Genomic DNA, 13,185 nt, shown 5'->3' on the forward strand with positions numbered 1-13,185 from the left:
CACCTTTCAAACATTAAAAAATGTAGAATACGCTACCCTGCGCCACTCCGCTTCTGAAATCACCCACGTTACCAGCGGAAGAAACACCCGCTACATACCTTACCCCAAACCCTAATCCCATTTTACTCTGATACCCTACGCCAGCCGCCGCTCCATAATCCAATTGCTTTGAAAAATTCTCAACATCCTCATGCATACGCATACCGGCTTGCGCACCTGCCTCTACATACAATCCCAGTGGTGTACGATACTTTAATAATACAGGCACTGCGAGGTAATATACCTTCTGGTCTACATCCTGAATCTTAGCTCCCTGTGAAGAGAACAAAAATTCTTCCTGTATAGAAAATTTTGGGGTTAACCTGAAATTGACAATTCCTCCTGCATGAAAACCGATTAATGGATCAGTTGTAAAATTTGCATTCATATAATCGCTGTAGTTGACCCCCGCTTTGACCCCGAAACTCAATCTGCTAAATACCCCTTGTGCGAATGATTGTCCAAATGAATGTGATGATGCTAAGACGAACGAAATGGCGAGTAGTTTTTTCATTATTTTTGATTTTTAGCAAAGTTGTCGCTTATACCAGGGGAGCAATAGTACATTCGCTACGAACCGGACAAATTACAACATTAGCCGCCGCCTGTCACTTCGTACCTCGTTTTGTCCGTTTCGCTTGCTGGGAATGTTCGGTGTTACTCCTCATTATAGTACCTTTATTATATGGCAAACCATCTGTTAAGAAATAAGCTGTTCCGGTATACCTTGCTGATTTCTTTATGCATCACTGCATTTGTTTACATCTTTGTATTCATATTCAGTGCGCGGCAACATGTATTGATCTACCCCTTGTTTGTGGGATGCCGGTTCCTGTTTCAGGGTATAGTCAATATCTATCTGTATGAATGGACCTTTCATGGAACGTCTATCGCGAATAGTAGGCAAAAGAACCTACTGCGGTACTTAATTGGATATCTCATTTGTTTTATCTTCTTTTTTTGCACCGCACCTTTGGAACAGATCGTTTCACCATTACCGCCGTTGCCGGATCACCATTGGTCAATAATTGATAATATCCCGTCTACATTGTGGCAGGCCGCTATGAACCATGGTCTGGTAATCATCTTTCAGAACCTGCTCATTCTGGAATATGAACGGGCTAATACAGCGTTGGAAAATTCAAAACTAAAAACAGCGAACCTCGAGTCTGCAAATTTGTTATTAAAGCAACAGATCCATCCGCATTTCCTTTTCAATGCATTGAGTATGATGAAAAGTTTGTACCGGGAAGATGTAGAAGCTGGAGAAGCGTACCTTTCTCATCTCGTGAATTTCATGCGGGCATCACTGGCCGATCACCAACAAAAAATAGCGCGATTGTCTGACGAGATTAAATTGTGCAATGATTACATCGAAATGCAGCGGATCCGTTTTGAAGATGCATTGGTCATTACCATTGATATTCCTGAACAAGTGTTGCAGAATGGATATGTACCTTCTTTTTCTTTGCAATCTTTGATAGAAAATGCTATCAAACATAATGAAGTAACCGAGGCATCTCCATTGATAATCAGGGTTTACCTGGAAGAGGGGCGGATCATTACACAAAACAATTTACAATTGCGAAGACTGATAGATGGATCTAATGGCAAGGGACTCATTAACCTGATTGAAAGATATCGGATCTTTTCGGCAGATGAAGTGATCATCCACCAGGATAATAATAACTTTACAGTTAGTATAAAAGTATTGTACAATGAAGCTGGTAATAATAGAAGATGAGAAGGTAACAGCGAGAGATCTTGCAAGGACGATCACACAAGCCTTTCCTGAAGCGGAAATTGTAGATATCATCGGAACCGTGCGCGAGGGAGTGGAGTACTTTGCTGATGTGCCTCAGGTAGATTTGATATTCTCTGATATTCAATTAGGTGACGGCCTGAGTTTTGAAATCTTCTCGAAGGTAGAGATCGACATTCCTGTCATCTTTTGTACAGCCTTTGATGAATATGCATTGGATGCGTTTCGTGCAAATGGAATTGATTACATCCTCAAACCTTTTGATAAACAGGCGGTAGCTGCTGCTATCAATAAGTATATCTCTTTTACGGGTAAACGAACTTCTTACAAAGCATTGGAAGAAATCTTTGTAACCCGTAAATCGGCAGAACCAGGATCGGTATTGGTCTATCAAAAGGATAAGATCTTTCCTGTAGCGATAGATACCATTGCATTCTTTTACCTGAAAAATGGAATTGTCTATCTGACAACTTTTGACAAGAAAACGTATCCTTTAAGTAAGAACATGGAGGAGTTGTCTAAACTAACAGAGCCTTTATTCTATCGTGCCAACAGGCAATACCTTATTCATAAAAAATCGGTGCTGGATGCATCAAGTTATTTATCAAGGAAGTTGTCAGTGACATTGTCGATACCTGTGCCCGAAACAATTACGATAAGCCGGGAAAAGGTCTCGCAGTTTTTAGAATGGCTGACACAGGCATAAAGTTTTATGAACGTCGCTTTTTTTTCTATTTTTACAAAATGAGATCCTTTATCACCACCTTCATTTTTTGCATCATCGTCGGTATCATTTACAGATGGATCGCCGATCCTCCGCTTACCTGGGCTAAGATCCCTCCTGTCATCACCGTGGCACTCGTTCTCTCATTAGTCTTCACCCTGGCTTTCAGACCAAGGAAGAAATAACTACTTTTCAAACAGCTGTTTCCTGTAATTGATCCCCCATTTCGCCATGGCTTCAATTACAATTTTCAGACTCTTCCCTTGTTCTGTCAGCTCATACTCCACCGTGATCGGCATTGTATCCAGCACTGTTCTGCTGATCAGGTGGTTCATTTCCAGATCTTTCAACTCTTTCGACAATACCTTCGGCGCTATTCCTGACAACTGTCGTTTCAAATCCATAAACCGCTTTTTCCCCCCATAATACAACGCTCCGATAATCTCCGTCTTCCATTTTCCACTTAACAACTCCTGCGTATCCCTAATCCCAACGATCATCATCTGACATTCCGGTGTCAGCGTAGGCGTCGCAACCTGTGAAAGATCCATTTTCAATCTTTATTATTTTCAGACAAAAATAGGAACATTACCAATCAGTTACAAATAAGTAACCAGTTACCATAAAGTAATGGGTTACAATTTGTAATTGACTTCTGCTAATTTTGATAAATAAATTTAAAAACTGGAATATGATTCTAATAACCGGAGCAGCTGGAAATCTTGGATCGGCTATCATCGATAGCATGTTAAAGAGAGTACCTGCCAATCAAATCGCCGCATTTGTAAGAAGCGAACAGAAAGCTGAACAGCTGAAAAAACTCGGTCTCAATATCCGTATTGGGGATTATAATGATATCGCTTCCCTGGATAATGCGATGAAAGGGATTGATAAAGTACTCCTCATTTCCGGCTTGTCCCTTGAACGACTGAAAGAGCATACCAATGTTGTAGACGCTGCAAAAAAAGCAGGTGTAAAACAAATTGTTTACACAGGTGTAACCATGAAAGATGCAGCTGCCAGTCCGCTGAAAGTACTGATGGAATCTCACTTCCAGACGGAAGATTATATCAGGGCAAGTGGTATTACTTATACATTCCTGCGTAATACCCTGTATGCAGAGGTGATTCCTTTCTACATCGGTGACCAGGCGTTGAATACGGGTATTCACTACCCGGCAGGAGCTGGTAAAGTACCTTATGTATACCGGCCAGACCTGGCAGATGCTGCGGCTGTGGTGATTACAAACAAAGGTCATGAGAACAGGACATATCAACTCACTGGCGATCAGTTGTATTCATTTACAGATGTTGCAGCCATGCTGTCAGAAGTGTCTGGTAAACACATTGGTTATACCGATGTGGATCCGGTTGCTTTTGAAAAGCATATGAAGGAGATTGGTGTGCCGGAAGTGGGCATTATGATTAGTACTGGTTTTGCTGCGGCGATTAAGCAAGGTGATTTTGAAGTGGTGACAGGGGATCTGGAGAAGTTACTGGGTAGAAAGCCTACGCCGGTGAAGCAGTATCTGAAAGCACATTATGTGAAGTAATAACCTGAAAAATCCCGGTCGGCTATGCCAGTCGGGATTTTTTAAATTACATAGTGTCCAATCGACATTTAACCCAAAAAAAACCTAAATTACATCACGTCGTATCTGATGTGACAATTCCCGTTAGAAAAACTGTAGCCGGAAGTAAAACCCTGGTTGGCCCGATCCGTTGTCGCATCCTCATTTTATTTTATTAAACTCCAAACGTTATGAAGCAACACCCATTGCCACTGGCATTGAAGAGGATCCTGTGTGTTCCCCTCTTCCTCCTTTTCCTGTTACCGCTCACCACCCGAGCCCAGCAAGCCATCAAAGGAAAAGTCTCAGATGATGCTAAAAACCCTCTAGCCGGTGTTTCTATCGCCATCAAAAACACTCACCGGGGTACCGTCACCGCGCCCGACGGCTCTTACAGCATCACCGCCGCCAATGGCGAAACCCTGGTATTCACCTTCATCGGTTATAATACCCTGGAAATCACCGTCAATCCTGGTACCCAATACAACATTAACCTCGCCCCAAACGTCCAGAATCTGGATCAGATGGTCGTGATCGGTTATGGTACGCAAAAGAAAAGCTCCCTCACGGGTTCTGTCGCTTCCGTCAATGGCAAGACCCTCAATGAGTTGCCCGTAGCAAGTGTACAGCAGGCCTTGCAGGGGCGTGTACCGGGTGTGACTGTCACTAATAATGGCGCTCCTGGTACAGACCCCATCGTTCGGATCAGGGGGATCAGCTCCATCAGCTATGCCTCGGATCCCTTATACGTGATCGATGGATTTCCAACTTCCAACCTCACCAGCTTTGACAGCAAAGATGTCCTCTCCGTCGAAGTCCTGAAAGACGCCAGTGCTGCAGCTATCTATGGTTCCCGCGCTACCAATGGAGTCGTTATTATTACTACTAAAAAAGGTACCCGCAGCAACAAAGCAGAAGTAAGACTCGATACATACACAGGTGTACAAACTGCCTGGAAAAAGATCGACCTGCTCAATACCCAGCAATATCTGCAATACGAACGTGCCCTGAACGGTGCCGCTGGCATTTCCAAACCGCCACGTCTTGAAGATGCGAACTGGAATTCACCTATTTACGATGGTACTTCCCAGACGTATGCGCAGACCAATACTGACTGGCAGGATGCCTATTTCAAAAGTGGCTTAATCACCCAGTCCAACCTTTCAGTAAGCGGCGGAAATGACAGATCTACTTATTACATGTCCAGCGGTTACTTCAAGCAGGACGGGATTGCACAGGGCGTCAACTATGAGCGTGGCAACTTCCGTATCAATTCAGAACACAACATCAGTCGTGTCTTTAAGGTAGGAGAGAACCTGCTTGTCGCTTATTCCAATCAACGGTATGACAACACCTCCGGCAACCGGACCCGCCTTGCAAACGTAATTCGCGCATTGCCTTATCTGCCTGTGTACGATCCCACCACGCAGGGTGGTTTCCGGAATGCAGAAAACAGCGTTGATGGGGCTGACCCCACCAACCCTGTAGAAGATGCGCTATTACTAGGCGATGCGCACCGTAAACTCTTCAAACTCTTAGGTACAGTCTATGCTCAGGTTAACTTTACTCCATGGCTCAGTTTCCGCTCTGTATTTGGTGCAGACTACGCCGGCCAGTTCCAGCATCAATTTACTCCCATCTATAATGACAAAGGCCGGAATTCCACTGTTGCGTCCATCAATGATCAACGGGCCAACAGAACAACTTTACTCTACACAGAACAATTGACTTTAGATAAACACTTTGGCAGGCACCATGTCAATGCCATCGCTGTATTTGAAAGACAGCCTGCCAGTAACTATGGGGAATCCCAGACAGGGAACCAGAGTACAAATGACATCGAGACACTGGTTGGTGCAACGAACGTATCCGCTTATTCTACTACCACAGCCACACTCATCCAATCCTACATCGGCCGTCTGAACTACGAGTTCGGTGAAAAGTATTTACTGAGTGCTGCTATTCGTCGGGATGGTTTATCTGTATGGGCGCCTGGAAAGAAATTTCAGAGCTTCCCTTCAGTCTCCGCCGGTTGGCGTATTGACCAGGAAAGTTTTATGAAACCTGTTACCGCAGTTTCCGAATTGAAACTACGGGGTGGCTGGGGCGTGACTGGGCTGAATGCTATCGGTATTTTTCCGGCTTTACAAAACTCTATATTGGCTAATGAATATCCCTGGCAGGCTATTGTGCAGGCTAATGGTGCTACCTATCCCTTTGGCAATACCATTTCTGTCGGCAATGCTTCCTATTATAACCAGTTGGCGAGTGCTGACCTGGAATGGGAAAAAACCAAGCAGGTCAATGTGGGGTTGGACCTTGGGCTCTTTGATAATACCATCACCTTCACTGCAGAATGGTATCGCCGTTTGACTGACAACCTGATCCTCACGATTCCCACGCCTCCCAGCTTTGGTTATGGTGGTGCAGGGTCGCAACTCAATGCCGCCAGTATGAAAAATACAGGGGTAGACCTTGCGCTGGGCTATAACAAAACGAAAGGTGCTTTCAGGTGGAATGTAAATGCTAATATCGGTTTTATCAGGAATAAGATTCTTAGTCTGAACACGCCGAATGCTACCATAGATGCTGGCTCAGACGCCGATTTCGGGAATGGCAACATGACCCGTACGGTGGCTGGACAGCCGATTCAGTCCTTCTATGGTTATGTTACCGATGGCATTTTCCAGAGCCAGGCTGAAGTAGATAAAGGGCCTGTGCAGCTTTCTGGTACTGACCCTGCCAAGAGCACAGCGCCTGGTGATATCCGGTTCAAAGATTTGAATGGGGATGGGTCTATTACATCTGCAGATCGTACATTCCTGGGATCTTATGTTCCTAATTATTCTTACTCCCTGAACTATAATGCGAACTGGCACCAGTTCGACCTTTCTGTTTTCTTCCAGGGGGTGCAGGGCAATAAAATCTACAATGGCACCCGGGTGCTGCTTGAAGGCATGGCTCGTTTATTTGGTGCGGGTACAGAGGTGTTGAATGCCTGGACGCCGGAGCATACGAATACTGATATTCCCCGTGCTATCAGTGGGGATCCGAATTCGAATCTGCGGGTATCTAACCGCTGGATTGAAGATGGTTCTTACCTGAGGCTGAAGAATCTGATGATTGGGTATACACTGCGTAATGGTGCGATTCGGTATATCAGCAGTTTTAGGGTGTATGTGTCTTCTCAGAACCTGCTCACTTTTACAAAATATAAAGGATGGGATCCTGAAATCGGGTCTAAAAATACTACGCTTACCAATGGTATTGATTATGGGCAGTATCCTGCAGCGCGTTCATTCCAGTTGGGTTTGCAGGTAGGGTTTTAACAGCACCTTCCTTACCGCTGGCTCCGACTACGGGCAGTATCCTGCTTGTTATTGCTGTCAGTTGATTTTATAAGTAGGATTTTAATCAGGAGCCACAACTGAAAGATCTGGGAAAGGAATTATTCCTCGTTTGCCCAGCCTCCTTCCGGTTGATTTTACAAGTAGGATTTTAATCACATACAAAAACTGAAAACATGTATAAGTACATATTCATCGTCTGTCTGCTTCTTGGTGGACTAGGCTGTACCAAAGACCTTGACAAAACAAATCCAGGGTATGCCACCCTTGATAACTATTTCAAAAACAGCACAGAACTATTAAGCGGCACCAACGCTATTTACTCTACCTTCCACGCCAGCACCCTCATTGCCCGTGAATGGTTTTTCGTCCATGACCTTCGCAGCGACGACGTCTCGTCCGGTGGTGGTCAGCTGGAAGTACCCCGTGGTCAGATCCTGAATGGCGCCACTACCGCAGATAATTCCGTGATAAGTTCCGTATGGCAGGGATTATATATCATCATCCATCGTTCCAATACAGTTATTGGCAGTGCCCCCCTTGTCACCGATAATGACGCCGTTCGCGACCAGTGTGTAGCCCAGGCGAAGTTCTTCCGGGCATGGGCCTATTTTGAATTAATGACCCTGTGGGGACCAGTCCCAATGTACACACAGGTCGTAACTGAATCCAACCAGTTCCAACCCCGCGCAGCAGAAACTGCTATCTATGACCAGATCATCCAGGACCTGACAGATGCCGCCGGAACACTAAGCGCAACTTATGCCGCCGCTGATCTGGGGCGGGTGTCATCTGGCGCAGCCAATGCTATGCTGGGCAGAGTATACATGCAGAAAGGCGATTACACATCTGCCAAGGTAGCATTGTCAAAGATTGTTAGTTCCGATCTTTATCGCCTTGTAGACAACTTTAATGATAATTTCCTGGAAGAGACAGAGTTCAATGCAGAATCTATCTGGGAAGCTGTCTTTGTTGACAAAGGTGATAATTCCTTTGACTGGGGCGGTACTGGTGATGGCGCAGGTAACGCACAATCTACCATCCGCAACCAGGAATATTGTCCGCTGGCATGGCGTAATTTAATTCCATCTAATAAATTTCTGAACGAATTTGAAAACACTGCTTCTGGTGCCGCTAAAACAGACCCACGCTATAAATGGACGGTATATGAAACGGGTGATCTCTTTAACAGTGATGCAGATGTACTGACCGATGCGATGCAAAATGGAAACTCTTCTATTGTAAATGGAGTCACTAAGAAAATCAGCTGGCGCAAGTTTATGCTCATTTACAAGCAAAGTCTGTCCACTGCTTCTTATCACCCTGGTGGCAATAACCAGCGTATCATCCGCTATGCAGATGTGTTGCTCATGCTGGCAGAGTGTGCGAACGAAACTGGCGATATAGCAGGAGCCGTAAGCTACCTGAACATGGTCAGAGATCGTCCTTCTGTAGCAATGCCACATTATCCTACTGCCCAATTTCCAACAGGATCGAAGGAGCAGGTGACGAAAGCAATTATGCATGAAAGAACTGTTGAATTGGGAGATGAGGAGGTGCGTAACCGCGACATCTTAAGGTGGCGGAAAATGGGGTACTTCACGACTGATCCTATTAGTTATTTCAGAAAGAATCGGGATGAATTATTACCTATTCCTCAATCAGAAATAGATAATAACCCTGCACTGGCAGATGGGGGTATTTCCGCACAAAATTCAGGTTATTAATAAGAAAGGTTCTTTGGTTGATAATGATGACCTTTCTTACTTTTATCAGCAAAGATCAGTCTTTGCTGATAAAAGTAAGAAAGGTAGATAATTTGGAACAATTGATCCCTTTACTGTACAAATACCCAATGGAAGGGAGCCTGCCTATACGTATTCCTTCACATAATTGGGAAATCCAGTAGGTAAGTTTTTATGAGTATTGATCAATGATGTGCCTGTGGGGAGATCGCTTCGGGATGTATCGTCACAATACTTCCATCCTCCTTATAATGCAGCTCTGTCACTTTTACATTTCTCAAATAAGTCTTGCCAGATAGCTCTACATCATGATAAAACAAATACCATTTCCCATCTTTCTCAACAATAGAATGATGCGTAGTCCACCCTGTTACAGGGGTCATGATGATGCCTTTGTAAATAAATGGTCCATAAGGAGAATCGCCAATCGCATAACACAAATTGTGTGTATCACCTGTAGAATAAGAAAAGTAATACTTCCCTTTATATTTATGTACCCAGGAAGCTTCAAAGAATCGTTTGTCATTATCCTTTTCGTGAAATGGCTGTCCATGTTCATCTAAAATGACTACATCTTTTACCGGGCCATCAAAACTTGTCATATCCTTTTTCAGTTTTGCAATTCTCGGTAGAGCCGCTACATCATCTACATTGCGATTTCCGGCAGCGCCATTATATTTGTTATGATCCCACTTTTGCAATTGTCCACCCCATATTCCTCCGAAATACATATAGAAACTTCCATTCTCATCTTTAAACACACAAGGGTCTATACTATAACTCCCCACAATTGGCTTTGGCAAAGCTTTAAATGGGCCTTCGGGTTTACTGCTGGTGGCTACTCCGATATGGAAGATGCCTGCACTATCCTTTGCCGGAAAGTATAAATAATAAGTGTGGTTCGCATACGCTGCATCCGGTGCCCATAATTGTTTCTTTGCCCAGGGTACGTCTTTTAAACTCAAGGCGACTCCATGATCCGTTACTTTACCACCTACATGATCTAATGATAGCACATGGAAATCTTTCATATCAAAATGACTGCCTAAGTCGTCCTCTGGTACACCTGTTGCTGTATCATGCGAAGGGTAAATGTAAATTCGGCCATTAAATACGTGGGCAGAAGGGTCTGCTGTATAAATATGCTTTACCAGTGGTTGTGCTATTCCTTGCAGGGATGCGTAACAACAAAACAACCATGAACATAAACAAACAATTAATATCCGGGTCATAAGTTAGTGTTTTTTAAATTCAATTTTTGTAAAAGAATACCCGTTAATACTGGCTATTCACCAGTTTATATCCGGGTTGTAATTCAATGGTTTTCAAATTCAATACTTTGTAAAACAATCCCGGGTGAATACTGGGAATACACAATTTCATGCTTTCCTGGTTTAAATGTATAGGAGAGTTTTACTTTAATAATATTATCAGATACCCACTTACTCCATAGCTCCTTATTATCATCATGGGCATTAATAGTCGTTGCCAATTCCTTTGCACCATCAATGGAAACCCCAAACCATAGTCCATCCCCATGTGTGAAATTCAAAGTAGGAGAGAAGTTAAGATAAATATTAGTATTCCCCGAAGCTTCAAACTCATATCTTGCTACCGTACCTGCACTATGATAAATGATGCTATCACTAAATGTACCACTATTAGCAAAACTGGTAATCCCATCTCCAAATTTTCCAATACCCTTTATATGCACCCAATCTCCATGTTTCGTCACATAACCTGTTGCTGAAATCTGTTTATAGATCTTAGGCACTACCGGACGCTTATATGGCCCCGCCAAATCCGGCATCTTATTTACCGGCGGCTGTTGCCAGCCTGTGTATCCAATATGCGTCTGGTCCATCATATGATTCCATTTTCCACCGGCTACCTGATGATACGCCACTGTCAATAATGAATCCCGCATATAATAACTCCGCGTACTATCCGCCCATGCCTTATTCTGCACCCGGTTGCTCTTATACAAAGCCACCGCATAATACAATTTGTGTAAATTGTACATCGCCTCTACAGGAAACTGTACCAGTTCAAAATAAGCATCTGAATAAGGCTGTAAACGCACTTTTTTAACCAGCTCTTCCCATTCGGCTACAACCTCTTTATACTGCTTTAATGTATAACTAGACTCATCCAGCAATTCCGGCTTCCGCCTTGCGGCCATTTCACTATACTGCCGCAGGTAATCACCTATATCTCTGGCTGAATTCATGAATGAAAATCCAGACTGTTTGGACGAATCTGCACCTGTTTTGGTTCCCTCTTCCATTCCTCCTCTGGAATTCCCTTTTGCGATCCTTCGAGAATAATCTTCCTCTTCCATTCCTCCTCTGACATTCCCTTCTGCCATCCGCTCTTCCAATCCTTGCCCAAAATTTTCTTCCGCAAACTGTTTATAATAATCTGGTAAAGTATCCTCTGGCTCCGCCCTCCATGCATAATCCATAAAAAAACCTATCGGCAACTCTATCGGCTTCAAATCCCCCACATTCACAATCCATATCTTATCCACCCCATACATCTTCGCCAAATGCAACTGTTCCCACACCCTTGCCAGATTATTTGTATTCACCCATTTGTAATTTCTCGGATCCCCCACATAGTCAAAATGATAATATACCCCATATCCTCCCTTCCGCTTCGGCATCACAGGATCAGGAAACCTCCTGATATTCCCCCAATTATCATCACACAACAACAACGTCACATCATCTGGTACCCGCATTCCGCTATCATAATAATCCTGCACTTCCTTATACAACGCCCACAACTGTGGTGTCTCCGCTGCCGGCTTGCCCGTCACCTCACTAATAATGGATCGCTGATCCCGCACAATCCTTTCTAATAAATCTGTTGCCGTTTCCCTACTCATGGGCAAATCCCCATCTCCCCGCATCCCTATCGTCACTATACTTTCATGCTTTGCCATTGCGACAATCCCTTCCCTCCAAAACGCCCTCAACACACTGTCATTCGCCACATAATCCCATGCACCCTGCCCATACCGCTTCCATTCCGTCTGCGCACGCAACATTGGCTCATGATGGCTTGTGCCCATCACAATTCCCCATTTATCTGCCAATACGGGATTCAACCGATCATCATCATTAAACGCGTTTCCCCACATCGCCGGCCACAAATAATTCCCCCTTAGTCGTAATAGTAACTCAAATATCTTTTCATATACATGATGATTAAACCCGCCAAATTTCTCATGCGTCCATCCGGAAAATGCCGGCGCCTCATCATTTATAAATATCCCTCTGTATTGCACCGAAGGAGGCCCGAAATCATAACGTCCTTCCTGCACAAATACTTTTTCCTTCTTTTTTATAGGTACATCCGCCCACCAATACCATGGCGACACTCCCAGTTGTTTAGATAGTTCAAGTGCACCATAGGCAGCGCCCCTCTTATCACTACCCAATATTACTACCTTCCCTGGAGAGACTGTAATTCGAAATGCTTCCCATTTCCCCCCCAATCCCGCAGTATCCAAACCTGCAATCCCATCTCTCCGAAGCGCTTCCCATTTCCCACTCACCCTCACTGTATCCAAACCAGAACCTCCATCTCCCCACCCCACACTATCCTTCCCAAATCCTCCCCGAACTGTCCCTATCAATATATACGGCCGCCCATCCAACCGATGCACAATCTCCGGCGCCCTCCCCGTCACTGCAAGCATATCCGCCCGCAGCAACTCCGCAGCCTTATTCACCAGCCAGTCATCCTGCTGATCAACATAAATTACTTCCGGTAATGAAAACGTATGTTGCGACGCATGTGTGGTTATTATCTGCCGCGCATGAACCTGCGCATGCATATAGGTTACATGGCACAGGAGGATTAACAGTGGAATACAGTTTTTCATAGCAATGAACTAAATAACAAAAACCAATATACCAAAATTTTCCAACGCTCCATAGATATGGGGCGTATTATTTTCCTTTTTAGGTATGTGATTAATTGCTCAAAGG

At 44.2% G+C, this 13,185-nt stretch carries 10 protein-coding genes; 6 read left to right on the top strand and 4 right to left on the bottom strand.

Annotation, left to right across the window (positions count from 1 at the left end; translation table 11 throughout):
• Positions 1-13: 13 nt before the first annotated feature.
• Entirely contained in the window at positions 14-553 is a 540-nt protein-coding gene (locus QQL36_RS23245) for a porin family protein (protein WP_321566929.1), read from the bottom strand.
• A gap of 171 nt (positions 554-724) precedes the next feature.
• Between QQL36_RS23245 and QQL36_RS23250 the strand changes: the two genes are divergently transcribed.
• The 3 genes from QQL36_RS23250 to QQL36_RS23260 are packed head-to-tail and all read left to right on the top strand — an operon-like array spanning position 725 to position 2,710.
• On the top strand, positions 725-1,783 hold the full coding sequence (locus tag QQL36_RS23250) for a sensor histidine kinase (protein WP_321566930.1): 1,059 nt from the start codon (positions 725-727) through the stop codon (positions 1,781-1,783).
• Positions 1,758-2,507, top strand: coding sequence for a LytTR family DNA-binding domain-containing protein (locus tag QQL36_RS23255; RefSeq protein ID WP_321566931.1), 750 nt, complete (start codon positions 1,758-1,760; stop codon positions 2,505-2,507). The genes QQL36_RS23250 and QQL36_RS23255 overlap by 26 nt, the downstream gene beginning before the upstream one ends.
• Positions 2,508-2,545: 38 nt before the next feature.
• Complete coding sequence (locus QQL36_RS23260) at positions 2,546-2,710, top strand: hypothetical protein (RefSeq protein ID WP_179091125.1); 165 nt, start codon at positions 2,546-2,548, stop codon at positions 2,708-2,710.
• Here the strand turns inward: QQL36_RS23260 and QQL36_RS23265 are convergent, their stop codons facing one another.
• Entirely contained in the window at positions 2,711-3,076 is a 366-nt protein-coding gene (locus tag QQL36_RS23265) for a helix-turn-helix domain-containing protein (RefSeq protein ID WP_321566932.1), read from the bottom strand.
• A 140-nt stretch (positions 3,077-3,216) separates the two neighbouring features.
• On the opposite strand from QQL36_RS23265, the gene QQL36_RS23270 reads away from it, so the two are divergent.
• The 3 genes from QQL36_RS23270 (at position 3,217) to QQL36_RS23280 (ending at position 9,169) form a co-directional block, all read left to right on the top strand.
• Positions 3,217-4,077: an SDR family oxidoreductase gene (locus QQL36_RS23270; RefSeq protein WP_321566933.1), complete on the top strand. Its 861-nt coding sequence runs from the start codon at positions 3,217-3,219 to the stop codon at positions 4,075-4,077.
• A 209-nt stretch (positions 4,078-4,286) separates the two neighbouring features.
• A complete protein-coding gene (locus QQL36_RS23275) occupies positions 4,287-7,424 on the top strand; it encodes a SusC/RagA family TonB-linked outer membrane protein (protein WP_083723156.1) in 3,138 nt (1,045 codons plus the stop codon).
• 194 nt (positions 7,425-7,618) lie between these two features.
• On the top strand, positions 7,619-9,169 hold the full coding sequence (locus QQL36_RS23280) for a RagB/SusD family nutrient uptake outer membrane protein (RefSeq protein ID WP_321566934.1): 1,551 nt from the start codon (positions 7,619-7,621) through the stop codon (positions 9,167-9,169).
• Between the two features lie 203 nt (positions 9,170-9,372).
• On the opposite strand, the gene QQL36_RS23285 is transcribed toward QQL36_RS23280, so the two are convergent.
• Positions 9,373-10,419, bottom strand: a complete 1,047-nt coding sequence (locus QQL36_RS23285) for a glycoside hydrolase family 43 protein (protein ID WP_083723158.1) — start codon at positions 10,417-10,419, stop codon at positions 9,373-9,375.
• An 83-nt stretch (positions 10,420-10,502) separates the two neighbouring features.
• Positions 10,503-13,079: a glycosyl hydrolase 115 family protein gene (locus tag QQL36_RS23290; RefSeq protein ID WP_321566935.1), complete on the bottom strand. Its 2,577-nt coding sequence runs from the start codon at positions 13,077-13,079 to the stop codon at positions 10,503-10,505.
• Positions 13,080-13,185 lie beyond the last annotated feature (106 nt).

This window comes from Chitinophaga sp. LS1 (assembly GCF_034274695.1).
GTDB lineage: Bacteria > Bacteroidota > Bacteroidia > Chitinophagales > Chitinophagaceae > Chitinophaga.

What these genes read in the sequence shown, in the direction of transcription:
- QQL36_RS23245 (WP_321566929.1), bottom strand. Translation starts at nt 553, where the DNA reads ATGAAAAAACTACTCGCCATTTCGTTCGTCTTAGCATCATCACATTCA.
- QQL36_RS23250 (WP_321566930.1), top strand. Translation starts at nt 725, where the DNA reads ATGGCAAACCATCTGTTAAGAAATAAGCTGTTCCGGTATACCTTGCTG.
- QQL36_RS23255 (WP_321566931.1), top strand. Translation starts at nt 1,758, where the DNA reads ATGAAGCTGGTAATAATAGAAGATGAGAAGGTAACAGCGAGAGATCTT.
- QQL36_RS23260 (WP_179091125.1), top strand. Translation starts at nt 2,546, where the DNA reads ATGAGATCCTTTATCACCACCTTCATTTTTTGCATCATCGTCGGTATC.
- QQL36_RS23265 (WP_321566932.1), bottom strand. Translation starts at nt 3,076, where the DNA reads ATGGATCTTTCACAGGTTGCGACGCCTACGCTGACACCGGAATGTCAG.
- QQL36_RS23270 (WP_321566933.1), top strand. Translation starts at nt 3,217, where the DNA reads ATGATTCTAATAACCGGAGCAGCTGGAAATCTTGGATCGGCTATCATC.
- QQL36_RS23275 (WP_083723156.1), top strand. Translation starts at nt 4,287, where the DNA reads ATGAAGCAACACCCATTGCCACTGGCATTGAAGAGGATCCTGTGTGTT.
- QQL36_RS23280 (WP_321566934.1), top strand. Translation starts at nt 7,619, where the DNA reads ATGTATAAGTACATATTCATCGTCTGTCTGCTTCTTGGTGGACTAGGC.
- QQL36_RS23285 (WP_083723158.1), bottom strand. Translation starts at nt 10,419, where the DNA reads ATGACCCGGATATTAATTGTTTGTTTATGTTCATGGTTGTTTTGTTGT.
- QQL36_RS23290 (WP_321566935.1), bottom strand. Translation starts at nt 13,079, where the DNA reads ATGAAAAACTGTATTCCACTGTTAATCCTCCTGTGCCATGTAACCTAT.